The sequence below is a fragment of the Variovorax sp. VRV01 genome (assembly GCF_014852545.1).
In the GTDB taxonomy this organism is placed as follows: domain Bacteria; phylum Pseudomonadota; class Gammaproteobacteria; order Burkholderiales; family Burkholderiaceae_C; genus Variovorax; species Variovorax beijingensis_A.
In genome coordinates this window covers 127,739-149,279 of the sequence record NZ_JACVBS010000005.1, presented here as the reverse complement: position 1 = coordinate 149,279, position 21,541 = coordinate 127,739, and the positions used below count along the sequence as shown (strand labels likewise).

The 21,541-nt window shown below is 68.3% G+C and carries 23 protein-coding genes; 9 read left to right on the top strand and 14 right to left on the bottom strand.

Annotated elements, in window-relative coordinates:
- Positions 1-19 precede the first annotated feature (19 nt).
- The 6 genes from IB278_RS11055 to IB278_RS11030 are packed head-to-tail and all read right to left on the bottom strand — an operon-like array spanning position 20 to position 5,441.
- Positions 20-739 (bottom strand): ABC transporter ATP-binding protein, encoded by a 720-nt coding sequence (locus IB278_RS11055; protein WP_192323445.1) that lies wholly within the window; start codon positions 737-739, stop codon positions 20-22.
- A complete protein-coding gene (locus IB278_RS11050) occupies positions 732-1,508 on the bottom strand; it encodes an ABC transporter ATP-binding protein (RefSeq protein ID WP_192323444.1) in 777 nt (258 codons plus the stop codon). The genes IB278_RS11055 and IB278_RS11050 overlap by 8 nt, the downstream gene beginning before the upstream one ends.
- Complete coding sequence (locus tag IB278_RS11045; RefSeq protein WP_192323443.1) at positions 1,505-2,488, bottom strand: branched-chain amino acid ABC transporter permease; 984 nt, start codon at positions 2,486-2,488, stop codon at positions 1,505-1,507. The genes IB278_RS11050 and IB278_RS11045 overlap by 4 nt, the downstream gene beginning before the upstream one ends.
- Positions 2,485-3,387: a branched-chain amino acid ABC transporter permease gene (locus tag IB278_RS11040; RefSeq protein WP_192323442.1), complete on the bottom strand. Its 903-nt coding sequence runs from the start codon at positions 3,385-3,387 to the stop codon at positions 2,485-2,487. Before IB278_RS11040 ends, IB278_RS11045 begins: the two co-directional genes overlap by 4 nt.
- A gap of 16 nt (positions 3,388-3,403) precedes the next feature.
- Positions 3,404-4,618 carry an ABC transporter substrate-binding protein gene (locus IB278_RS11035; RefSeq protein WP_145742734.1) on the bottom strand — a complete coding sequence of 405 codons (1,215 nt, stop codon included), beginning with the start codon at positions 4,616-4,618 and terminating at the stop codon, positions 3,404-3,406.
- Between the two features lie 43 nt (positions 4,619-4,661).
- Positions 4,662-5,441 carry an SDR family NAD(P)-dependent oxidoreductase gene (locus IB278_RS11030; RefSeq protein ID WP_145742735.1) on the bottom strand — a complete coding sequence of 260 codons (780 nt, stop codon included), beginning with the start codon at positions 5,439-5,441 and terminating at the stop codon, positions 4,662-4,664.
- Positions 5,442-5,586: 145 nt separating this feature from the next.
- Here IB278_RS11030 and IB278_RS11025 point away from each other — a divergent pair, with 145 nt between their 5' ends.
- The gene (locus IB278_RS11025; protein WP_145742737.1) at positions 5,587-6,303 is read left to right on the top strand and encodes a GntR family transcriptional regulator; all 717 of its coding nucleotides are present in this window, start codon (positions 5,587-5,589) and stop codon (positions 6,301-6,303) included.
- A 14-nt stretch (positions 6,304-6,317) separates the two neighbouring features.
- On the opposite strand, the gene IB278_RS11020 is transcribed toward IB278_RS11025, so the two are convergent.
- From IB278_RS11020 to gtdA, 7 genes are all read right to left on the bottom strand, one after another.
- Positions 6,318-7,196 (bottom strand): acyl-CoA thioesterase, encoded by an 879-nt coding sequence (locus IB278_RS11020; protein ID WP_145742738.1) that lies wholly within the window; start codon positions 7,194-7,196, stop codon positions 6,318-6,320.
- Positions 7,197-7,293: 97 nt separating this feature from the next.
- Positions 7,294-8,658, bottom strand: a complete 1,365-nt coding sequence (locus IB278_RS11015) for an FAD-dependent oxidoreductase (RefSeq protein WP_192323441.1) — start codon at positions 8,656-8,658, stop codon at positions 7,294-7,296.
- Positions 8,658-9,632 (bottom strand): Bug family tripartite tricarboxylate transporter substrate binding protein, encoded by a 975-nt coding sequence (locus tag IB278_RS11010; RefSeq protein WP_192323440.1) that lies wholly within the window; start codon positions 9,630-9,632, stop codon positions 8,658-8,660. Before IB278_RS11010 ends, IB278_RS11015 begins: the two co-directional genes overlap by 1 nt.
- 47 nt (positions 9,633-9,679) lie before the next feature.
- Complete coding sequence (locus IB278_RS11005) at positions 9,680-10,669, bottom strand: Bug family tripartite tricarboxylate transporter substrate binding protein (RefSeq protein WP_192323439.1); 990 nt, start codon at positions 10,667-10,669, stop codon at positions 9,680-9,682.
- Positions 10,670-10,728: 59 nt separating this feature from the next.
- Positions 10,729-12,012, bottom strand: a complete 1,284-nt coding sequence (locus IB278_RS11000) for a 3-hydroxybenzoate 6-monooxygenase (protein WP_192323438.1) — start codon at positions 12,010-12,012, stop codon at positions 10,729-10,731.
- A 28-nt stretch (positions 12,013-12,040) separates the two neighbouring features.
- The gene (locus IB278_RS10995) at positions 12,041-12,745 is read right to left on the bottom strand and encodes a fumarylacetoacetate hydrolase family protein (protein ID WP_192323437.1); all 705 of its coding nucleotides are present in this window, start codon (positions 12,743-12,745) and stop codon (positions 12,041-12,043) included.
- 69 nt (positions 12,746-12,814) lie between these two features.
- The gene (gtdA, locus tag IB278_RS10990; protein ID WP_192323436.1) at positions 12,815-13,900 is read right to left on the bottom strand and encodes a gentisate 1,2-dioxygenase; all 1,086 of its coding nucleotides are present in this window, start codon (positions 13,898-13,900) and stop codon (positions 12,815-12,817) included.
- A gap of 143 nt (positions 13,901-14,043) precedes the next feature.
- Between gtdA and IB278_RS10985 the strand changes: the two genes are divergently transcribed.
- The 6 genes from IB278_RS10985 to IB278_RS10960 all read left to right on the top strand — a co-directional run bounded on the left by IB278_RS10985 (position 14,044) and on the right by IB278_RS10960 (position 18,092).
- On the top strand, positions 14,044-14,940 hold the full coding sequence (locus tag IB278_RS10985; protein WP_192323435.1) for a LysR family transcriptional regulator: 897 nt from the start codon (positions 14,044-14,046) through the stop codon (positions 14,938-14,940).
- A 94-nt stretch (positions 14,941-15,034) separates the two neighbouring features.
- Positions 15,035-15,484 carry an acyl-CoA thioesterase gene (locus IB278_RS10980; protein WP_145742753.1) on the top strand — a complete coding sequence of 150 codons (450 nt, stop codon included), beginning with the start codon at positions 15,035-15,037 and terminating at the stop codon, positions 15,482-15,484.
- An 84-nt stretch (positions 15,485-15,568) separates the two neighbouring features.
- On the top strand, positions 15,569-16,075 hold the full coding sequence (locus IB278_RS10975) for a phasin family protein (protein WP_192323434.1): 507 nt from the start codon (positions 15,569-15,571) through the stop codon (positions 16,073-16,075).
- A 130-nt stretch (positions 16,076-16,205) separates the two neighbouring features.
- Positions 16,206-16,919, top strand: coding sequence for a TetR/AcrR family transcriptional regulator (locus tag IB278_RS10970; protein ID WP_192323433.1), 714 nt, complete (start codon positions 16,206-16,208; stop codon positions 16,917-16,919).
- A gap of 4 nt (positions 16,920-16,923) precedes the next feature.
- Positions 16,924-17,763 carry a hypothetical protein gene (locus tag IB278_RS10965; protein WP_186454152.1) on the top strand — a complete coding sequence of 280 codons (840 nt, stop codon included), beginning with the start codon at positions 16,924-16,926 and terminating at the stop codon, positions 17,761-17,763.
- A 71-nt stretch (positions 17,764-17,834) separates the two neighbouring features.
- A complete protein-coding gene (locus IB278_RS10960) occupies positions 17,835-18,092 on the top strand; it encodes an acyl-CoA-binding protein (protein ID WP_145742758.1) in 258 nt (85 codons plus the stop codon).
- 10 nt (positions 18,093-18,102) lie between these two features.
- On the opposite strand, the gene IB278_RS10955 is transcribed toward IB278_RS10960, so the two are convergent.
- Positions 18,103-19,341 (bottom strand): CaiB/BaiF CoA transferase family protein, encoded by a 1,239-nt coding sequence (locus IB278_RS10955; protein WP_145742760.1) that lies wholly within the window; start codon positions 19,339-19,341, stop codon positions 18,103-18,105.
- 275 nt (positions 19,342-19,616) lie between these two features.
- Between IB278_RS10955 and IB278_RS10950 the strand changes: the two genes are divergently transcribed.
- Both IB278_RS10950 and IB278_RS10945 read left to right on the top strand, forming a co-directional pair.
- Entirely contained in the window at positions 19,617-20,507 is an 891-nt protein-coding gene (locus IB278_RS10950) for a helix-turn-helix domain-containing protein (protein WP_145742762.1), read from the top strand.
- Between the two features lie 110 nt (positions 20,508-20,617).
- Positions 20,618-21,538 (top strand): ABC transporter substrate-binding protein, encoded by a 921-nt coding sequence (locus IB278_RS10945; protein WP_192323432.1) that lies wholly within the window; start codon positions 20,618-20,620, stop codon positions 21,536-21,538.
- The last annotated feature ends 3 nt before the right edge of the window (positions 21,539-21,541 follow it).

Here is a 21,541-nt window from a genome sequence, read left to right as displayed (position 1 = left end):
TCCTTTTGCGCAGGCGCCGTCAGACGCCGAGGTAGGCGCGGCGCACGGCCTCGTCGTTGGCAAGCCGGTCGGCCGGCCCGTGCAGCGAGATTTCGCCGTTCTCCAGGATGTAGCCGTAGCTCGACACCGCCAGCGCGAGCTGCACGTTCTGTTCGACCAGCAGGATGGTGATCTTCTGTTCGCGGTGCAGCTGCTCGATGATCCCGAACATCTGCTCCACCAGCAGCGGCGACAGGCCCATCGACGGCTCGTCGAACAGCATCACGCGCGGACGTGCCATCACGGCACGGCCGATGGCCAGCATCTGCTGCTCGCCGCCCGAGAGCGTGGCAGCCATCTGGCCCTGTCTCTCCTTGAGGCGCGGGAACATTTCGTACACCGCGTCGAGGTCGCTTCGAATGCCCGCGCGGTCGCGCCGCAGGTAGGCACCGAGGTCGAGGTTTTCGCGCACGCTCATGTCGCGGAACACCTGCCGACCCTCGGGCACCTGCACGATGCCGCGCTTCACGAGCGCGTCGGAGCCGAGGCGGTCGATGCGCTCGCCGGCCAGTCGCACCTCGCCATGCGTGCACTCGACGATGTTCGAGATGCAGTTGAGCGTGGTCGTCTTGCCCGCGCCGTTGCTGCCGAGCAGCGCGACGATCTCGCCTTCGGGCACGTCGACCGACACGTTGCACAGCGCCTGGATGCGGCCATACGCGGCCGAGATCGAACGCAGCGACAACAGGGCTTCAGCCATGTGCGGCCCCTTTCCCATTTCCTTTTCCCAGGTAGGCTTCGATGACGCGGGCGTTGCGGCCGATCTCCGCAGGCGTGCCTTCCGCGATCTTTTCTCCGAAAGCCATCACGGTGATGCGGTCCGAGATCGACATCACGAGCTGCATCACGTGCTCGACCAGCAGTACGGTGATGCCGTCGCGCGCGACAAGCTCCTTCAGCAGGCGGTCGAGGCTTTCGATCTCGCGGTTGCGCAGGCCGGCCGCGGGCTCGTCGAGCAGCAGCAGCTTGGGCCTGATGGCGAGCGCGCGTGCGAGTTCGAGCAGCTTCTGGCGGCCGAAGTCCAGATCGCGCGCCGGCTGATGCCGCTCGCCGGCCAGGCCTACGCGCTCCAGCAGGTGCAGCGCGAAGTCCTCGGTCTCGCGGTCGGGGCGGCGCAGCAGCCGCCCGAGCGTGTTCGCCCCGCGCGCGTGGGTACCGAGCAGCACGTTCTCCAGAACCGATAGTTCGGCGAACAGCTCCAGGTTCTGGAAGGTGCGCGCGATGCCGAGCGACGCCATGCGGTGCGGCGACACGCGCGTGAGCTCCTGGCCTTCGAAGACCACGCTGCCGCTGCTGGGCGTGTAGAAGCGCGAGATGCAGTTGAAGGTGGTCGACTTGCCCGCGCCGTTCGGCCCGATCAGCGCATGGATGCGCCCCTGCTCCACCTGGAACGACAGCCCGTTCACCGCCTTGAGGCCGCCGAACACCACGCTGACGTCGCGCACGTCGAGGAATGCGGTGGCGCTCATGCCTGCTTCTCCATCACGGCCACCGATGCGGTGCGCTGCTCACTGCGGCGCGCCGCGAAGAGCGATGCCATGCCCTTGGGCAGGAACATCATGAAGAGCATGAGGATGCCGCCGTAGATGATTTCCTGGTACGAAGGGGCCTGCCGCAGCAGCTCCGACACCAGGCCGAACACCATGGCGCCAGCCACCGCGCCGCGCACCGATCCGAGGCCGCCCACCACCACCATCGTGAGGATCAGGATGGTGGTCTGGAAGCCCAGGCTCTCGGGATGGATGAATGAGGTGAACAGCGTATACATGCCGCCCGCCACGCCCGCGAAGGCCGCCGACAGCACGAAAGCCGCGACCTTGACCGCGCGCGTGTTCACGCCCATGGCAATGGCCGCCACGTCGCTCTCGCGCACCGCGCGAAACGACGAGCCCAGCCGCGAGCGCGACAGCGCCACCGTGAGCCACAGCATCAGCGCCGCGATGGCCACCACGAAGGGGTAGGCCTGCAGGTCGTTCATCAGCTGGTAGCCGCCAAGGGAGGCCGGCTTCATCTGCAGGCCGTTGGAACCGTTGGTCACCTGCTCCCAGTTCAGGAACACCCACTGCATCGCCTCGCCGAAGGCGAAGGTCGCGAGCGCCAGGTAGATGTCGCGCATGCGCAGGGCCAGCAGGCCGATGACCCAGCCCAGTGCGGCCGAAAGCACGGCACCCGCGAGGATCGACACGAAGAACGGCGGCTGCCACTGGTTGTTGATGAGCCCGGCCGTGTAGATGCCGATGCCGAAGAAGGCCGCATGGGACAGCGCGAACTGCCCCGTCTCGCCGATGACCAGATGCATGCCGAGCGCGAGCACGGTGAACACCATCAGCAGGTTGACCACGTACAGCACATAGCCGCTGGTGGTGAAGGGCAGCACTGCGAGCACCACCGCCATGGCGAGCAGCACCGTGCGATCCCACCAGGGCGAAGAAATCGAAGAGGTACTCATACCTTCTTCACCTGCGGCTTGCCGCCGAGCAGCCCCTGCGGACGCACCAGCAGCACCACCATGATCGCCACGAAGGGCGCGACCACGATGGCGTTGGACGAGATGAACAGCCCCACCAGGTTCTCGACGATGCCGATGATGAAGCCACCGACCACCGCGCCCGGCAGGCTGGTGAAGCCGCCGACGATGGCGGCCGCATAGGCCAGGATCGCGATGTGCCCGATGTCGGGCGTGATGAGGATCTTGGGGGTGATGAGCAGCGCCGAGATGGCCGAGATGACGCCCGTGAGCGCCCAGATCTTCATGCGGATGGTGCCGAGCTTCACGCCCACGATCTGTGCGCCGCGCGGGTTCATGCCCACCGCGCGCATGGCCTGCCCGGTGCGGGTGCGCGTGAACATCAGGTAGAGCAGCACCATCACGACCACGGCCGAACCGAGGATGGCCAGGTCGAGCAGCGTGAGCGAGGCCTGCCCGATCATGACCGGGTCCTGCGGCACCAGCGAAGGCAGCGAGCGCGGCGTGTCGCCCAGCCCCGTCTTGCGCACCAGGCCCTTGAGCAGGTAGGCGAAGCCCAGCGTGGCGATGACCAACTGCACGCCCACCCCGCGCGAGGCGGTCACGCGCTGCATCACGACGCGCTGGAACAGTGCGGCCAGCAGCGCGGTGACGGCGATGCTCGCAAGCACTGCGCCCCAATAGGGCCAGCCCCACACCACCATGGGAAAGAGCGCCGCGTAGCCGCCGGCCATGAAGATCTCGCCCTGCGAGAAGTTCGGCACGTCGGTGGTCTTGAAGACCATCACGATCGCCACCGCGAGCAGCGCATAGACGCTGCCCGTGACGACGCCGGACAGCACGCCCTGCTGCACGAAAAGCCAGATGTCCGAAAGGCTCATGTCATGCCCGCCGCCCTCAGGGCTTGTACTTCCATACGCTCTTGTAGCTGCCCGGCACCAGCGCCATGCTGCTGCCGTCGAACTTGATGTAGATCGCCGCCTCCTGCGCCGCGCGGTCGTCCGGGCCGAACTCGATGGGGCCGGCCATCACGCCGGAGTCGAACTTCATCGTCGAGAGCGCCGCCAGCACCTTCTCGCGCGTGGGGTTCGGGCCCGCGGCCTTCAGCGCGTTGACCACCGCCATCGCCGAGGGAATGCCGTAGGGCATGTAGGTCTGCGGATAGCCGGGTTTCGAGGCCAGGTCGGGGTAGGCGGCCCTGTACATGTCGTACACCCACTTGAGCTTGGGGCCTCCGGGAAGATCGGCCAGCACTTCCTGGATGTAGACGTTCTTGAAGGCGTCCTTGTTGCCCACGTTCTCCACCAGCTGCTTCAGGTCGGCGGTGGAATTCACGGCCAGCACGATGGGCTTGTTGAAACCCAGCTCGAAGGCGCGCTTGACGATCAGGCTCACGGGCCGCGCGTAGGTGGTGAGCAGCAGCACGTCGGGGTTGGCGGCCTTGATCTTCAGCATGGGCGCCGTGACGTCGGTGATGTTGGGGTTGACCGACTGCACTTGCAGGTCGACGCCGCCGAGCGCCTTCGCCTGCGCCTGGGCCGACTCGAGGTTCCAGCCGCCGTAGGCGTCGTCGTGGTTGATGTAGCCGATCTTCTTCGCCTTGAGCTGCTCGCTCGCGAACTGCACCATCGAGCCGCCCACCGCATGCTGCGAGATGGAGAACGCGCCGTAGATGTATTTCGACGGCGGATACAGCGCCCCGTCGCCCGAGGCGTTGAGCATCACGAGCGGGATCTTTGCGCGCTCCACATACTCGCGCGCGCCCACCACGGCCGCCGAGCAGGACCCGCCGTTGAGCAGGAACACCTGGTCCTGCTCGGTGAGCTTCTTCACCGCGGCCAGCAGGTCGTTGGCATTGCAGCGGTCGTCCTCCACCACAAGCTCGATCTTGCGGCCGTTCACGCCGCCTTCCTTGTTGACCTTGTCGTAATACATCCTGGCGGCGTTGATCACGTCGAAGCCGTAGTTCATCGAGGCGCCCGACATCGGCGAGAACATGCCGATCTTGATGGTCTTGTCGGTAAGGCCGGGTTCGGACTGCGCGAACGCGGCGGGCGCCAGCGCGCACAGTGCCGCGCTGGCGGCCAGGGCCGAAAGCAGATTCTTCTTCATGGTGCTGTCTCCGTTGGAATAAAGGGAAGGCGGGGCGTGGGCCCTACTGCATGCGGTAACCGCCGTTGACATCGATCACGTTGCCCGTGATGTAGGCCGCCTGCTCCGAGGCGAGGTAGTCGACCGCACCCGCCACGTCGTCCACCGTGCCGATGCGCCCGAGCGGGATGTTGGCGGCCGCCGCCTCCAGCGCTCCGCTGCTGCGCACGGTGCCGCGCAGCATGTCGGTGTCGATGAGGCCGGGCGCCACCGCGTTGACGGTCACGCCCAGGTGCGCCGATTCGCGCGCCATGGCCTTGGTGAGGCCGAGCACCGCCGACTTGGCGCCGATGTAGGTCGCGCTCGAGCGGTAGCCGCCAAGCTGCGCCGCCACCGAGCCGAAGGTGACGATGCGGCCGTGCGCGACCGGCCTGGCCTCGCGTCGGCGCAGGTAGGCGCGCCCGCAGAGGAACACGCTGCGCGCGTTGACCGCGAAGGTGCGCTCCCAGTCCTCCAGCGTGGTGTCCTTGATGGGCGAACGCTCGCCGCCGGGCATCAGCAGCACGCCGGCGACGCAGACCAGTGCGGCGACCGGGCCCAGATGGGCTTCGATGTCCTCGAACGCCGCTTCCACCGCTGCTTCCTCGCTCACGTCGAACTGGCGAAAGTGGTGGCCCTCGCCCAGCGACCGCGCCACGGTGCGCGCGTTGCCGCCGTCGATGTCGGCCACCACGACACGAAAGCCGCTGGCCGCGAGGCGGCGGCACACGGCCTCGCCGATGCCCCGGCCGCCGCCGGTCACGAGGGCCAGCCGGCCGTGGGGTTGTGCATGATGTTCCGCCATGGGCTGCGATGTCTCCGGCTGCGCGATGCAGCGTGAATATTGATCGAAGGGTCGCATTGTGTATACATGACAGCCTCAAATCTCCCTCGTTTTCCCTAGTATCGCGCTATCTTCACGATTTCTACTGGCATCATGTATACCTGATATGGACACACTCTCCCAACAGGTCACCGAGACGCTGCGCGCCTGGATCCTTCGCGGCCGGCTGGCGCCCGGCACGCGCGTGGAGGAAGTGCCGATCGCGGAAAGCCTCAAGGTGTCGCGCACGCCGGTGCGTACCGCACTGGCCGCGCTTGCGATGGAAGGGCTGATCGATCACCAGCCGAAGAAGGGCTACCTGGTGCGCTCGTTCGCGCTCGAGGACATCCTGGCGGCCTACGAGGTGCGCTCCGTGCTCGAGGGGCTGGCATGCCGACGCTTTGCCGCGCTCGGCGTGGACGAATCAACCGCAGCACTGCTGCACGACTGCCTGCGAGAAGGCGACGAGATCCTGGCCAAGGGACAGTTGCTGGTCGAGGACCTGGCGCCCTACCAGCAGATGAACGTGCGGCTGCACAACGCGCTGATGCAGGGTGCCCGCAATCCGTGGGTCATGCGCTTCGGCGCGCAGGCGCAAGCGGTTCCCTTCGCATCGGACCGGATCATGCTGTGGAACGACCACGGCGTGATCCTGCGTTCGCACGACGACCACCACCGCATCGTGCATGCGGTGATCTCGGGCGATGCGGCACGCGCGGAGCAATTGATGCGCGAGCACGTGTATTACGCGGGCATCCTGCTGCGCGACAACTACCAGCGGCTGCTCGACGAGCGCAGCCGCGACGGCGCTTCGGGACCGATGACCACCGAAACGCCGCCATAGCGGCAACCAGCCCTTCAGCGCCTCACGCGCAGCATCCCCTCTTGCGCCGTCGACGCCACCAGCCGCCCGTCACGCGTGAACAGGCTGCCTCGGCACAGGCCGCGCGCGCCGCTGGCGCTCGGCGAATCCAGCACGTAGAGCAGCCAGTCGTCCATGCGGAAATCGCGGTGGAACCACATCGCGTGGTCGAGGCTGGCGGGACGGACCTGTCCGCTCATGAAGCTCAGGCCGTGCGGCAGCATCGCGGCGCGCAGCAGGCCGTGGTCGGAGGCGTAGGCGAGCAGCGCGCGGTGCACCACCGGGTCGTCGGGCAGCGGCGCGATGGCGCGCATCCAGATAGCGCTGTCGGACGAGCGCACCACCGGCGCCAGCAGGTCGTCGGCCTCGACGCCGCGGTATTCGATGCCGTGCGGCTCCAGGCCCTTGACGCGCCAGCGCTCGGGCAGGCGGTCGCCAAGCGCGATGCGCTGGTCGAGTTCGCTCGCGAGCCCCTCGGGACCTTCGACCGCCGGCATGGCGAACTGGTGCTCGACGCCGTCGTCCACCGTCTGGAAGGAGGCCGACATCTCGAAGATGATGCGTTCCTGCTGGCGCGCCACCACGTGCCGTGTGGTGAAGCTGCGGCCGTCGCGCACGCGGTCCACGCTGTATTCGATGGGCGCATGCTCGCCCGGCAGCAGGAAGTAGGCATGCATCGAATGCACCGGCCGCTCGGCGCCCACCGTGAGGCTGGCGGCGGCGAGCGACTGGCCGAGCACCTGGCCGCCGAACACGGCGGGTGTGCCGATGTCTTCGCTCTGCGCCAGGAAGCGGTCGCCCCCGAGCGGCTCGAGCTGCATGAGCGCAACGAGTTCGGCGACAAGGCGGGCAGCGGTGGCGGGATCGGTGGTCATCGGAGGAAGAACGTTCAATGCGAAGGAAGCAACCCTCGACCATAGCAAAGGCCGCGCCCGCGGGCTGTCGCGGGGCGGTCAGCGCGCCGCCAGGGGCTCAGCGATCGAGATCGGCGCCGTCGGCCGCCAGCTTCTTCTGAAGCGCCGGCACGTCGACGTCCGCGAACTTCGCGCTGGCACCCAGCGAAGCCGCGGCCGTGCCCGCCGCCTGCCCCATCACGAAGCAGCCGCCGCTCGCACGTGCGGCCGACTGGCCTTCGTGCGTCATGGCGGCGCAGCGGCCGGCCACCAGCAGGTTGTCGACGGTGCGCGGCACCAGCATGCGCCACGGCAGCTGGTTGTAGGTGCGGCTCTCGTCGCGCGGAAAGGCCCACTCGATGCGGCCGTCGGCATGCATCTCCATGGGCCAGGCGTTGATGCCGATGCTGTCGTCGAAGCTGGCCGACGACAGGATGTCCTCGCCCGTGAGCGCATAGAGGCCCTCGATGCGGCGCGTTTCGCGGATGCCGACCTGCGGCGCGATCTCGACGATGGCCGATTGCGCGAAGCCCGGCACCTCGGCCTTCATGAACTTGAAGTACTCGGCGATCTGGCGCCGGCCTTCGAGCTCGCCTTCGGTGAGTTCGCGCGCGTCGACGCCGTTCATCGCGCGGCCGGCCGCGTTGCGGATCTGCGTGACGTTGGCGCGCCATTCGCGCGGATCGATGTTCGGCCGCAGGATCGCGCCTTCGCGCGGGAACTTGTAGGCGCCCGGCTTCTGCGCCTGCACCCGTGCCATCAGCTCGTTGATGGCCTTGAACTCGCCGACGGCCGCGAGCGCGGGCTGCGCATCGACCTGGCCGACGCGGAACATGGTGGTCGGAAACAGGCCGCTGCCATGGCCGTCGCCCACTTCGAAGGGCACGCCTGCAAAGGCCGCCACGTCGGCGTCGCCGCTGGCATCGATGAAGGCATTGGCGCGGATCGCCTGCCGGCCCGACTTGGTTTCCACGACAAGCGCCGCGATGCGGTCGCCCTCGCGCACCACCGCGGCGGCCCAGGCGTGGAACAGCAGTTTGACGCCGGCATCGAGCAGCAGCTGGTCGGCCGCGATCTTGTAGGCCGAGGTGTCGTATGAGCGCACGCGGATGCGGCCCTGCATGCCGTCCTGCGGGGTGTTGAGGCCGCCCAGCGCATCGATGCGCGCCAGCAGGTCGTCGGCCACGCCGCGTACCAGCAGCGTCATCTCGCCGTGGCGCTTGCCGTAGAGGCCCGCGAAGTTGGTCACGCCGCCCGCGGTGCCCATGCCGCCGAGAAAGCCGTAGCGCTCCACCAGCAGCGTGTTCGCGCCGTGGCGCGCCGCGCTCACGGCGGCGGCAATGCCGGCGGGGCCGCCGCCGACCACCACCACGTCATATTCGCCGAACACCGGCAGCTCGCGCGCCGGCTCGGACAGGGTCTTCCTGTGCTGCACGGCCGTCATCACTGGATCTTGATGCCGCGGGCCGAGATGATGCGCGTCATGATCGCCGCCTCTTCCTTCACGCGCAGGCGCATGCCGTCGGGCGAGGTGCCCACGGCCTGCCAGCCCTGCTCGAACAGCTTCTGGCGCACTTCGGGCTGCTTCATGATGACCTCGACCTCGCGGCTGATGCGCGCCTGCGCGGTCTTCGAGAGGTTGGCGGGGCCGAGCAGCGCCACCCACACCTCGAGGTTGAAGTCGCGCACGCCGGCGTCGGCGAGCGGCGGCAGCTCGGGCACCAGCGCGCTGCGGCCGCCCGTGAGGCCGATGGCCTTGAGCTTGCCGGCGCGAACCTGCGGCATGGCCACGCCCGGCGGGATGAGGCCCATCTGCACCTGGTCGCCGAGCATCGCGGTCACGACCTGCGGGTTGCCCTGGTAGGGCACGTGCTCCGGGTTGAAGCCGGCCACGCGGCTCTTGAGCAATTCCATGCCCAGGTGCCCGACCGAGCCCACGCCCACCGAACCGTAGTTCCACTTGTCGCCGCCCTTGCGCGCGGCGTCGAAGAAGGCCGTGCCCGAGGGCAGGTTGTTCTGCGCCACCAGCACCAGCGGGGCCGTGGCAATCAGCGAGAGGTAGGTGAAATCCTTGGCCGGGTCGTAGGGCAGCCGCGGGTACAGCATCTTCGACGAGGTGAGATTGCCGTTGATGACGATGCCCAGCGTGTGGTCGTCGGTGGCCTTGGCCACCATGTCGGCGGCGATGTTGCCGGAGGCGCCAGGCTTGTTGTCGACCACCACGGGCTGGCCCAGCGCCTTGGCCAGTGGCTCGGCGATGGTGCGCGCGGCAATGTCGGGCGTGGAGCCGCCCGGAAAACCCACGAGCAGGCGGATCGGCTTGGTCGGCCAGGCATTGTTCTGTGCGCTGGCCGCCAGCGGCAGCGCGGCGGCGGCCAGGCCGCAGGCGATCAGGAGGGCTCTCTTGGTGGCGTGCATGGAAGCTGAAAAGGAAATGTGAAAAAACGTAATGGTAATGAGAGCCGCTAGTCGAGGCTGATGTTGCCGCGGCGGACCAGTTCGCCATACACCTTGGACTTGGCCTCGGCGTTGCGCTCGATCTCCTCGGGCGACCAGGCCAGCGGCTCGAAGGCGAAGGTGTCGAAGCGCGCGCGGATCTCGGGGTCGGCAATGACCTTGGCGACGTCGGCATTGATCCTGGCCTTCACGGCCGCCGGCACGCCCTTGGGCGCGAGCAGCGAGACGAAGGAGTTGACCTCGAGCGAGGCCGGCCCGCCGGCCTCGGCCATGGTGGGCACGTCGGGCATCTGCGGAATGCGCCGGGGCGCGGCAATGGCCAGGTAGCGCAGCTTGCCGGCCTTGTAGATGCCCTGGCTCGACGGAATGCTGGCAAAGCTCCATGGCACTTCGCCCGTACCCACGTTGGAGAACAGCTGCGATACCTCGCGGAACGGCGCATGCCGCATGCGGATGCCGGTGAGCGCCTCGAGCTGCTGCGCGCCCAGGTGGCCCGGGCTGCCCACGCCCCACGAACCGTACACGATGGCATCGGGATTGGCCTTGGCGGCCGCGATCAGGTCGCCCATGTTCTTCCACTTCGACTCGCTCGACACCGCCACGAAGAAGGGCGTGCGAAACAGCGAGGCCACCGGGTCGAAATGCTGCAGCGTCACGAAGTTGCGCGACTTGTACAGGTGCGGCAGCGCGGCGATGTGTTCGCTGTCGAGCTGCAGCAGCGTGTAGCCGTCGGGCGCCGCGCGCCGCGCCTGGTCGATGGCGATGAAGCCGCCGCCGCCCGGCCGGTTGTCGATCAGCACGCGCTGGTTCCACAGGCGCGAGAGCTTGTCGGAGACCAGCCGCAGCACCGCGTCGGGCCCGCTGCCGGCCGCGAAGGGCGTGACCAGCGTGACCGGCTTGTTCGGGTAGTCGGCGGCCTGCGCCAGGGCAGCGCTGCTGGCGACGGCGCCGGCCAGGGCAAGGACGCCTGCCAGCAATGCGCGTGATGGAAAGGTCATGGCTTGTTGTCTCCTGGGCCTGTGGCCTCGAATGGTGATGATGAAAGAAACCCGCTCGCTCAGTGTGGCGAAAGCACCGCGGCCACATCGGCGCCGGGCGCCGCGACGGGGCGCTGCAGCGGCAGCGGCGCGTCGTCCAGGCAATGCTCGGGCCGCCAGGCATAGAGCCACTCGACCGCATCGTAGAAGCGTTCGGGCGTGCGGCCCACCCAGAGGCTGTTGCGCACCAGCCGCTCCACGCCCCTGGCGTGATAGAGCCGTCCCATCTCGCGCACCGACAGCACCACGCGCGCGGTGCGCGGAATGCGCGCGGCCTCGTAGAGCTTGAAGGCGGCCGGCATGTCGAAATCGCAGGCCCGCACCGCGGCGCTCAGCGTGACGGCGTCCTCCAGCGCCATGCAGGCGCCCTGCGCGAGGTACTGCATCATCGGATGCGCGGCGTCGCCGAGCAGCGTGGCCGGGCCGTCGCTCCAGCGCGCCACCGGATCGCGGTCGGCCGTGCTCCAGCGCCGCCACGAGCTCGGCCGGTCGAGCAACTGGCGCGGGCGCGCATGCACGCCCTCGAAGTAGGAAAGCACTTCTTCCTTGCTGCCTTCGGAAACGCCCCACTCTTCCTGCTCGCGGCTGTGGAAGGTGACGACCAGGTTGTATTGCTCGCCATGGCGCAGCGGATAGTGCACCAGGTGGCAATTGGGCCCGGCCCAGACCACGGGCGCATTCCAGCGCAGGTCGGCCGGCATGTCGGCCACCGGCACCACCGCGCGGTACACCACGTGGCCCGAGACGCGCGCCTCGTCGCCGATCAGTTGGGCGCGCACCACCGATTTCACGCCGTCGCAGCCTACGATCGCATCGGCCTTGAAGCGCCGGCCGTCGCGCGTGGTGGCAACCACGCCCTTCGCGCCGCCTGCGCCGATGTCGAGGGACTCGACCTGCGCCGACGTGTGGAAGCGGATCAGCGGATGCCGCTTCACGGCTTCGTGGATGGCGCCGTGCAGGTCGGCGCGGTGGCTCACGGCATAGGGGTTTTTGAAGCGCGCGCGGAAGGCCTCGCCCACGGGCACGGAAGCCACTTCGCCGCAGTCGACCGCATCCATCATCACGAGCCGGTCGGTGAAGACCGAGTTGCGGCGCACCGCCTCGCCCACGCCGAGCGCATCGAGCGCCGCGAAGGCATTCGGGCCGAGCTGCAGGCCGGCGCCGATCTCGCCGATGGTGGCGCTCTGCTCGAGCAGGTCGATGGAAACGCCGATGCGCGCGAGCGCCAGCGCGGCCGCCATGCCGCCGATGCCGCCGCCGACGAGCAGCACGGTGGGGGGATTCTTCGGGGGAGATGTGCTCATCGCGGGGCCTCTGCTGCGCTGCGTTTGCTCAGTCGATGCGCACGGTGAGCGAAGGCAGCCTGTCGATGCTCACCTTGAGGGTCTGGCCGGGCTTCACCGCGCCCACGCCTTCGGGCGTGCCCGTGAAGATCAGGTCGCCGGGCTGCAGCGTGAAGAACGTCGAGAGATTGGCGATCACCTCGTTGACGGACCAGATCAGGTGCGTGATGTCGCTGTTCTGGCGCACCTGGCCGTCCACCTCGAGCGTGATGGCGCCGGCGTTGATCTCGCCCACCTCGGCCAGCGTGCGCAGCGGCGCGATGGGCGCCGAGAAGTCGAAGGCCTTGCCGATTTCCCATGGCCGGCCGGCTTCGCGCATCTTCATCTGCAGGTCGCGCCGCGTCATGTCCAGGCCCACGGCATAGCCGTGGATGTGGCCGGCGGCCTCTGCCACTGCAATGTCCTTGCCGCCCTTGCCGATGGCCACCACGAGTTCGGCTTCGTAGTGGTAGTTGCTCGTGAGCGGCGGGTAGGGAATGGCGCCGGTCTCGCCTTCGGCCACGGGCACCACCGAGGCATCGTCGTTGGGCTTGCAGAAGAAGAACGGCGGCTCGCGGTCGGGGTCGAAGCCCATCTCGCGCGCATGCGCCGCATAGTTGCGGCCCACGCAATAGACCCGGCGCACCGGGAACAGCTCGCTCGAACCCACGATGGGCAGGCCGACGATGGAAGGAGGTGTGAAGACGAAGGACATGTGGGCTCCTGCCGCGCGCGGCGGCACAGGGTCAAGACAAGAGAAGAAAGAAAAATGGTGCGGACGGTTTCAGGCGTCTTCGAGAAAGGCTTCGCGCAGGATGCCCATGGCCTGCTGCACGGGACGGTCCGAAAAACTGAAGAGCACCACGTCGTCGGCCGGTGCCGACAGGCGCAGCGGCGCCCACGAAGGCACCACGAAGGTATCGCGCGGCCCGAACTCGAAGCGCCGGCCCGCAATGTCCGCGATGCCGCGGCCTTCGACCACGCTGTAGACGGTGCCGTCGGTGGTCCGGTGCGCCTTGCCCGCGAAGCCCTTGGGCAGCAGCTGCAGCTGGGTGCCGATGGTGGGCATCGGCGCGCCGCCCGTCAGCGGGTTGATATAGCGCAGCTTGTGGCCCAGCCAGGCATCGGGCGCTTCCTGCTTCTGCAGCAGGGCCAGCGCCTCGCGGCTGCGCGCGTAGGGGTAGTTGAAGATCGGCGAGGTGGGCGACACGTGGTCGTGGCGCACCGGCACCATGTTGTGGCCGAAGCGCGCGAGGCTGTTGCCCTCGGGGCGCGCCACGTGCTGCACCTTGGCGTCGTCGTTCTCGGCAAAGCCGGCGTCGAAGAAGCGCAGCATCGGAATGTCGAGCCCGTCGAGCCAGACCACCGGCTCCACCGTGCCGCCAACGCCCTCGTTGCCATGGTCGTGCCAGGCCCAGGACGGCGTGATGATGAAGTCGCCCGGGTACATGGTGGTGCGCTCGCCGCCCACCGTGGTGTAGGCGCCCTTGCCGTCGACGATGAAGCGCAGCGCCGACTGCACGTGGCGGTGCGAGGGCGCCACCTCGCCCGGCATGATGAGCTGCAGGCCGGCGTAGATCGACTGCGTGATCGACGAGCTGCCGGGCAGCGCCGGGTTCTCGAGCACGAGCACGCGGCGCACCGCTTCCTCGGCGGTGATGAGCGCGGCCGACTCCATCAGCAGCGGGCGGATCTCGTCGTAGCGCCAGAGCGCCGGCACGCAGGGCGTGGCGGGCTCGCGCGGCACCAGCGCATGCAGCGACTCCCACAGCGGCGTGAGGTGGAGCGGGCGGATGCGCTCGTAGTAGTTGCGGCGCTCCGCGGCATTGGCAGGCGCCGGGGCGGCGGGTTTCTGGGCGGTGGGGTTCATGGGCTGCAGCAGTTCCGGCCGTCGTGCGGCGGTTGTCTCCGGGGAAGTGCGATCTTCCGCCGGTACTACTATTGGCGCAACGGGTCCGTGACGATAGGCCCGATCTGTTTTTTTGATAGTGATTGCCGCAAAGGAGATGTTCCATGGCCCAGCTCGATCTCGAATGGCTGCTGGTGTTCGACGAGGTCTACAAGACGGCCAACGTGTCGAGCGCCGCCGAACGGCTCGGCATGTCGCAGTCGGCGGCCAGCACCGCACTGGCCCGGCTGCGCACGCACTTCGGCGACAAGCTGTTCGTGCGCACCTCGCGCGGCATGGAGCCCACGCCCTATGCGCGGCAGATCCAGCCGCTGGTGCTCGGCATCCTCGACCAGCTGAACCGGGCCAAGGGCGGACGCGCCAGCTTCGACCCCGCCACCGCGGCGCGCAGCTTTCGCATCTGCATGACCGACATCAGCGAGGTGGTGCTGCTGCCCGGCCTGCTCGACCACCTGCGGCGCACGGCGCCCGGGGTGCGCATCGAGACCGAAATCATCTCCACCGAGAGCGGGCGTCGGCTCGAAGACGGCGCGGTGGACCTGGCGGTAGGCTTCATGCCGCAGCTGGACGCGGGCTTCTACCAGCAGACGCTCTTCATGCAGAACTTCGTCTGCCTGGCCGCGCGCAACCATCCGCGCATCGGCGAGCGGCTCACGCGCAAGCGCTTCGAGAGCGAGGCGCATGCGGTGGTGGCCTCGTCGGGCACCGGCCACGCCATCGTCGACAAGACCATCGCGCGGCTGGGGCTACGGCGCAACGTGGTGGCCAGCCTGTCGAGCTTCCTGAGCGTGGCGCGCATCGTGGCGCACACGGAGCTGATCGTGATCGTGCCCGCCATCCTCGGCAAGGTGCTGGCCACGCAGGAGCCGGTGAAGCTGCTGGAGCCGCCCTTCGAGCTGCCGGCCTACGCCGTCAAGCAGCACTGGCACGAGCGCTTCCACGCGGACGCCGGCAACGCCTGGCTGCGGCGCACGCTGGCGGAGCTGTTCGGCGGCGGCTGAGCGTGCGCGCCGCGCCGACCGGCGGCGCGCGCCGCGGCCGGCGCTCGCTCGCATAATCGGAACCCCACCCACGGCTCACACAAAAAGGCGGCGCATGTCCTCCATCACCCTTCGCTTTCTGGCCGAGCCCAGCACCGTCAACTTCGGCGGAAAGGTCCACGGCGGCACCGTCATGAAATGGATCGACGAGGCCGGCTACGCCTGCGCCACCAGCTGGGCCAAGCGCTACTGCGTGACGGCCTTCATCGGCAGCATCCGCTTTCACCATCCGATCATGATCGGCGACCTGGTCGAGGTCGAGGCCCGGCTCGCCTACACCGGCACCACCAGCATGAACATCTCGGTCGAGGTGCGCAGCGGCGACATGAAGGGCGGCACCATGGACAAGACCACCGAATGCCTGATCGTCTTCGTCTCGGTCGATTCGCACGGCCGGCCGCTGCCGGTGCAGCCCTACGTGCCGGGCACGCCGGGCGAAATGGCGCTTGCGGAGCGCGCCAAGGCGCATCTGGACGCCAGCCGCGCTGCCGGAGCAACGGCTTAGCCCGCAGCCATAGGCATAAAGCTCTAATGATGAGCGGGCCGAGCGGCTAGAGTCGCTCGTTGTTTTCACAGGAACATTCGCATCATGGCTACCCAGGACGACGACCACGGCAACAAGGGCTCGGACCGCATCAAGGACTCGGCCCAGCAGATCTGGCTTGCGGGGCTTGGCGCCTTCGCCAAGATGCAGCAGGAAGGCAGCAAGGCCTTCGAGGCGCTGGTGAAGGACGGCGCCGGCCTGCAGAAGAAGACCCAGCAGGCCGCCGAGGAAACCCTGGCGCAGGCGCAGACGCGCATGGCCGGCTTCGCGAGCGAATTCGGCACCAAGGCCGCGGGCCAGTGGGGCAAGCTCGAGAACATCTTCGAGGAGCGCGTGGCGCGCGCACTCGAAAAGCTGGGCATTCCCTCGGCCGCCGAGCACGCCGCGCTGCAGGCCCGCGTGGCCGCGCTCGAGGCCGAGCTGCATCACCGGCCGGGCAAGCCCACCGCGGCTGCGGGGCGCACCACCACCACCCGCAAGACGGCGGGCCGCAGCGCAGCACCCGCGGCCGCCACCAAGAAGACCGTGCGGCGCAGCCCCAAGGCGGGCTGAAAGCTCTCCCTCCGGGCCCATTTTTGCGGCGGTGCACAACGCGCGCCGCCGCAAAACATTGCGCTGGCGCATTCATGGTGCAGTGCACATAGGCTAGAGTGTCCCCAAGAGATAAAAAACGGGGACTGACATGGCCAAGAAGGCGCCACGCCGCACAGCGCAACGCATCCTCGAAGCCGCACTCGAGCTGTTCAACCGCTTCGGCGAGCCGAACGTCTCCACCACGCTGGTGGCGGGCGAGCTCAACATCAGCCCCGGCAACCTCTACTACCACTACCCCGCCAAGGAAGAGCTGATCAACAAGCTCTACGAAGGCTACGAGGCCGAGCTCAACGAGCTGCTGCATGCCAGCGAAGGCGTGCACGATGTGGAAGACGCCTGGTTTTTCATGCACAGCCTGTTCGAGCTGATCTGGCGCTACCGCTTCCTCTACCGCGACCTGAACGACCTGCTGAGCAAGAACCGACACCTGGAAACGCAGTTCCAGCTGGTGCTCAAGAACAAGACGCGCGCCATCCGCATGCTGATCGCGGGGCTGAGCCGGGCCGGCCACCTGGACATCGACGTGCACGAGGTCGACACCCTCGCCCAGAGCATGGTGGTGGTGCTGACCTACTGGCTCAGCTACGAGTACGTGCGCAATCCGCGCGAGGCGCTCGAACCGGCCCACGCCCAGGGCGCGCTGATGCGCGGCGGCCAGCACACGCTGCACCTGCTCGCGCCGTACCTGGCAGGCGAGCAGCGGCGGCATTTGCTGACACTGAGCAACGCCTACAGCGGCGATGATCCCGCAAGCGTGCGGCCTGCGGAGGCCGCCGCCGATTTGGCAGCCGAGGCCCGCTAACGCCATGTCCCATCCAGATTTCAAGCCGCTCTCGCTGATGTCCGCCAGCCCGGTTGCCGCGGCTGCTGCGCAATCCTGGACACCGCTGCCCTACGCCGACCTGCCGCGCTATGACGCGCACAGCCTGCTGCGGCACTGGCCCCGGCTGCACGCCGGCCACGCCCTGCCGCCCCCGCCGAGCGGACATCCGCTGGCCGATGGCTGGGCGCTCTATCACAACGGCGAGTTCGAGCGCGCCGCCGCGCTCGGCCTGGCGCACGGCCCGGAGGGCCTGGTGCTGGCCAACCAGGCCACCGCCGTTTATGCCAACTACCTGGAGCCGCGCGAATCAGTCCGGCTCTCGATGTTCCGGCAGGTCATCGAACGCGCCGCCGCACAAGCCAGCGCCGAGCCCGACAACTGCCACGCGCTCTACTGGCAGGCCTATGCGCTCGGGCGCTACAGCCAGGGCATCAGCGTGGCGCGCGCGCTGGCGCAGGGCCTCGGCAGCAAGCTCAAGGAGGCACTCGAGCGCGTGATTGAGCTGCAGCCGCAGCATGCCGATGCGCACATCGCGCTGGCCGCCTTCCACGCCGAAGTGATCGACAAGGTGGGCGCGCTGGTCGGCCGCATGACCTACGGCGTACGCGCCGAAATGTCGGTCGAGCTGTTCGAGCGCGGCCTGGAGCTGCATCCCCATTCGCCGAGCGCGCTCATGGAATACGGCCGCGCGCTGCTCATGCTGCACGGCGATGCGCGCCTGGGCGAGGCCACGCAGCTCTACGAGAAGGCCGCCGCGCTGAAGCCGGCGGATGCCAAGGAACGGCTCGACGTGGAACTGGCGCGCGCCGGCCTGACGGACTGAGCCGCGCGTTGGTACCCACGGGTACCGCGCACTTTAAGATGCGGGTTTCCCGCTTTTCCACTCCGACCGCCATGTCCGACCTCAACGCCCTCTTCGAAGCCGCCCAGGCCAACTCCAAGCTGCTGCCGGAGCGCCCCGACAATCCGACGCTGCTCAAGATCTACGGCCTCTTCAAGCAGGCCACCGAAGGCGACAACACCGCCAAGAAGCCGAGCTTCAGCGACATCGTCGCGCGCGCCAAGTGGGATGCCTGGACCGCGCAAAAGGGCCTGAGCGCCGACGAGGCGAAGCAGAAGTACATCGACCTGATCGAGTCGCTTCGCGCCTGACCCGCAGCGCTCAGCCGACGATCCCGCGCGCATGCAGCGCGGCGATCTGCTTGGCGTTGAGGCCGATCTCCTTCAGGACTGCGTCGGTGTCCGCGCCCAGCGCCGGCGCATTGCGCCGGTGGCTGGCCGGCGTGAGCGACAGCTTGGGCACGAAGCCCGGCACCGCGAGCGCGCTGCCGTCGGGCATGCGCACCTGCTGCAACATGCCGCGCGCGGCGTAGTGCGGGTCGGCCGCGATGTCGGCAATGGTGTAGATGCGGCCGGCCGGCACCTGCGCCGCATCGAGTGCGGCCAGCACCTCGTCCACCGTGCGGCCCGCGGTCCAGTCGCCGATCGCGGCATCGAGCATTTCCACCTGCGCCACCCGGCCCGTGTTGCCGGCCAATGACGGATCGGCCGCGAGGTCGGGCCGGCCGATGCATTCCATCAGCCGGCGGAAGATGCTGTCGCCATTGCCCGCGACGATGGCGTAGCCGCCATCGGCGCAGCGGTAGGCGTTGGTCGGCGCGATGCCGGGCAGCGCGCTGCCGGCCGCCTCGCGCACCGCGCCGAACGCGCTGTACTCGGGCAGCAGGCTCTCCATGCAGTTGAAGACCGCCTCGTAGAGCGCCACGTCGACCACCTGGCCGCGGCCCTTCGGATGCTCGGCGCTGACGGTGGCATGGCGGTGCTGCATCGCCATCAGCACGCCGATCACGCCATGCAGCGAGGCCAGCGTGTCGCCGATCGACACGCCCACGCGCACCGGCACGCGGCCGGGCTCGCCCGTGAGGTGGCGCAGCCCGCCCATGGCCTCGGCCACCACGCCGAAGCCCGGCCGGTCGCGGTAGGGGCCGGTCTGGCCGTAGCCGCTGATGCGCAGCATCACGAGCGCGGGGTTGGCGGCCAGCAGTTCGTCGGGGCCGAGGCCCCAGCCTTCCATCGCGCCGGGGCGGAAGTTCTCGACCAGCACGTCGGCCTCGGCCGCCAGCTGCCGCACCACGGCCTGTGCCTCGGCCTGGCGCAGGTCGAGCGCGAGCGAACGCTTGTTGCGCGACTGCACCTGCCACCACACCGAGGTGCCATCCTTCAGGAGCCGCCAGCTGCGCAGCGGATCGCCCGCGCCAGGCGGCTCGATCTTGATGACCTCGGCGCCGAAGTCGGCCAGCGTGCGCGCCGCGAAAGGCCCGGCGATCAGCTGCCCGAGCTCGACGACCTTGAGGCCGGCCAGCGGGCCTGCGGCCGGGAGAGAAGAAGAGGTGTTCGTCATGGCGCCAGAGTGTGCCGTGCCGCCGCCGGGCCTTCGCGGGGCGGGAAAACACCTATGAATTCTTGACGCCACGCCGTTCGCTCTTGCGGCAGTGCAGCAATCGCCGCGCGGCACGGCCTCTCTCCCGAGGAGAAAGGGCTTTGCTGCGATGCAATGCCTGGGCCGGCAGGCTTGCACAAAGGTCAAAAAAGTATCAATTTCGGGCGCCATCTCTGGTTGTTGGCGCCCTGGGCGATTCGTACAGTGCGCCCCGAGACAAGGAAAAGGAACCGTCCATGCAACCCGATCTGGAAATCGTCGAAGTCCGCGGTGACGAATCGTTCACCGCCTGGGCGCACGGCTATCCGTATCGCACGGTGCGCTGGCATTTCCACCCCGAGTACGAAATCCAGCTGATCGTCGAGACCCGCGGCGTGTATTTCGTGGGCGACCACGTCGGCCACTTCGAGCCCGGCAACCTCGTGCTCATGGGCCCCGACCTGCCGCACAACTGGATCAGCGACGTGCCGACGGGCCAGAGCGTGGAGCGGCGCGGCATCGTGATCCAGTTTCCGGCGCAGCTGGCGAAGAACATGGCGGCCACCTTTCCCGAGTTCGAGCGCATCGCGCTGCTGCTGGCCGAATCGGGCTCGGGCCTGCTGTTCTCGGCCGAAACCGCCGCTGCCGCCAAGCCGATCATGGAGTCGCTGCTCGAAGCGCGCGGTCTGCGCCGCGTGATCCTGCTGCTCTCGCTGCTCGAACTGCTGGTGGACAGCAAGGACCGCCAGCGGCTTGCGAGCCCGGCGTTCGAGCCCGACCCCAAGGCCTTCATGTCGCACGCCATCAACAACGTGCTGGCGCACATCGCGGCCAACCTCGGCGACGACCTGCGCGAGCCGATGCTGGCCGAGCTGGTGGGCCAGAGCCCGAGCGCGTTCTCGCGTGCCTTCCGCAAGCACACGGGCCAGTCGTTCGTGCGCTACGTGAACCGGCTGCGCATCAGCCGGGCCTGCGAGCTGCTCACCAGCAGCGAGAAGCCGGTGCTCGACGTCTGCATGGACGTGGGCTTCAACAACGTGTCGAACTTCAACCGGCAGTTCCTGCTGCACAAGCGCATGCCGCCGAGCAAGTTCCGCAGTTTTCATCGCATGCAGGCCGCCGCATCGCGCGCGGCCAGTCCGCCCTAGCGCGCCCCCGAGTTCCCCCGCGTCGTTTCTGGCGCGGCGCACAGGCGCCGCGCAGGGCGACCCTTTGCCAGCGTTTTTCAAACAGAGACAACCTCAAGGAGACAGCCACCATGAAGAACATCCTCAAAGCCACCGCCCTCACCGCCGCGCTGGTCTGCGGCGCCTCCGCCGCCCAGGCGCAGGCACCGAAGCAGCCGCTGCGCATCGGCATGACCTTCCAGGAACTCAACAACCCCTACTTCGTGACGATGAAGCAGGCGCTCGAGGAAGCCGCGGCCAGCATCGGCGCGACGGTGGTCACCACCGACGCGCGGCACGACGTGGCCAAGCAGATCGGCGACGTGGAGGACATGATCCAGAAGAAGATCGACATCCTGCTGCTGAACCCGACCGACTCCACCGGTGTGCAGTCGGCCGTGCGCTCGGCCAAGAAGGCGGGGCTGATCGTGGTGGCGGTGGATGCCAACGCGCAGGGACCGGTCGACTCCTTCGTCGGCTCGAAGAACACCGACGCCGGCCGGCTCGCCTGCGAATACCTTGCCAAGAGCATCGGCGAGAAAGGCGACGCGGCGATCCTCGACGGCATTCCGGTGGTGCCGATCCTGGAGCGCGTGAAGGGCTGCCGCGAAGCGCTCGCCAAGTACCCCGGCATCAAGGTGGTCAGCACGCAGAACGGCAAGCAGGAGCGCGCCACCGCGCTCACCGTCACCGAGAACATCCTGCAGGCCAACAAGGACCTGAAGGGCATCTTCAGCGTGAATGACGGCGGCTCGATGGGCGCGCTGGCGGCCATCGAGGCCAGCGGCAAGGACGTGAAGCTCGCGAGCGTGGACGGCGCGCCCGAAGCCATCAAGGCAATGCAGAAGCCGGGCTCGAAGTTCATCGCCACCACCGCGCAGTACCCGCGCGACCAGATCCGCCTGGCCATCGGCATCGCGCTTGCCAGGAAGTGGGGCGCCAACGTGCCGGCCGCCGTGCCGGTGGACGTGAAGCTGATCGACGCCGAGGGCGCGAAGACCTTCACCTGGTAATCG

What these genes read in the sequence shown, in the direction of transcription:
- IB278_RS10950 (WP_145742762.1), top strand. Translation starts at nt 19,617, where the DNA reads ATGCAACCCGATCTGGAAATCGTCGAAGTCCGCGGTGACGAATCGTTC.
- IB278_RS11025 (WP_145742737.1), top strand. Translation starts at nt 5,587, where the DNA reads ATGGACACACTCTCCCAACAGGTCACCGAGACGCTGCGCGCCTGGATC.
- gtdA (WP_192323436.1), bottom strand. Translation starts at nt 13,900, where the DNA reads ATGAACCCCACCGCCCAGAAACCCGCCGCCCCGGCGCCTGCCAATGCC.
- IB278_RS11045 (WP_192323443.1), bottom strand. Translation starts at nt 2,488, where the DNA reads ATGAGTACCTCTTCGATTTCTTCGCCCTGGTGGGATCGCACGGTGCTG.
- IB278_RS10975 (WP_192323434.1), top strand. Translation starts at nt 15,569, where the DNA reads ATGGCTACCCAGGACGACGACCACGGCAACAAGGGCTCGGACCGCATC.
- IB278_RS11035 (WP_145742734.1), bottom strand. Translation starts at nt 4,618, where the DNA reads ATGAAGAAGAATCTGCTTTCGGCCCTGGCCGCCAGCGCGGCACTGTGC.
- IB278_RS10945 (WP_192323432.1), top strand. Translation starts at nt 20,618, where the DNA reads ATGAAGAACATCCTCAAAGCCACCGCCCTCACCGCCGCGCTGGTCTGC.
- IB278_RS11050 (WP_192323444.1), bottom strand. Translation starts at nt 1,508, where the DNA reads ATGAGCGCCACCGCATTCCTCGACGTGCGCGACGTCAGCGTGGTGTTC.
- IB278_RS11030 (WP_145742735.1), bottom strand. Translation starts at nt 5,441, where the DNA reads ATGGCGGAACATCATGCACAACCCCACGGCCGGCTGGCCCTCGTGACC.
- IB278_RS11010 (WP_192323440.1), bottom strand. Translation starts at nt 9,632, where the DNA reads ATGCACGCCACCAAGAGAGCCCTCCTGATCGCCTGCGGCCTGGCCGCC.
- IB278_RS10980 (WP_145742753.1), top strand. Translation starts at nt 15,035, where the DNA reads ATGTCCTCCATCACCCTTCGCTTTCTGGCCGAGCCCAGCACCGTCAAC.
- IB278_RS10995 (WP_192323437.1), bottom strand. Translation starts at nt 12,745, where the DNA reads ATGTCCTTCGTCTTCACACCTCCTTCCATCGTCGGCCTGCCCATCGTG.
- IB278_RS11055 (WP_192323445.1), bottom strand. Translation starts at nt 739, where the DNA reads ATGGCTGAAGCCCTGTTGTCGCTGCGTTCGATCTCGGCCGCGTATGGC.
- IB278_RS11005 (WP_192323439.1), bottom strand. Translation starts at nt 10,669, where the DNA reads ATGACCTTTCCATCACGCGCATTGCTGGCAGGCGTCCTTGCCCTGGCC.
- IB278_RS10955 (WP_145742760.1), bottom strand. Translation starts at nt 19,341, where the DNA reads ATGACGAACACCTCTTCTTCTCTCCCGGCCGCAGGCCCGCTGGCCGGC.
- IB278_RS11020 (WP_145742738.1), bottom strand. Translation starts at nt 7,196, where the DNA reads ATGACCACCGATCCCGCCACCGCTGCCCGCCTTGTCGCCGAACTCGTT.
- IB278_RS11040 (WP_192323442.1), bottom strand. Translation starts at nt 3,387, where the DNA reads ATGAGCCTTTCGGACATCTGGCTTTTCGTGCAGCAGGGCGTGCTGTCC.
- IB278_RS11015 (WP_192323441.1), bottom strand. Translation starts at nt 8,658, where the DNA reads ATGACGGCCGTGCAGCACAGGAAGACCCTGTCCGAGCCGGCGCGCGAG.
- IB278_RS10985 (WP_192323435.1), top strand. Translation starts at nt 14,044, where the DNA reads ATGGCCCAGCTCGATCTCGAATGGCTGCTGGTGTTCGACGAGGTCTAC.
- IB278_RS10970 (WP_192323433.1), top strand. Translation starts at nt 16,206, where the DNA reads ATGGCCAAGAAGGCGCCACGCCGCACAGCGCAACGCATCCTCGAAGCC.
- IB278_RS10960 (WP_145742758.1), top strand. Translation starts at nt 17,835, where the DNA reads ATGTCCGACCTCAACGCCCTCTTCGAAGCCGCCCAGGCCAACTCCAAG.
- IB278_RS10965 (WP_186454152.1), top strand. Translation starts at nt 16,924, where the DNA reads ATGTCCCATCCAGATTTCAAGCCGCTCTCGCTGATGTCCGCCAGCCCG.
- IB278_RS11000 (WP_192323438.1), bottom strand. Translation starts at nt 12,012, where the DNA reads ATGAGCACATCTCCCCCGAAGAATCCCCCCACCGTGCTGCTCGTCGGC.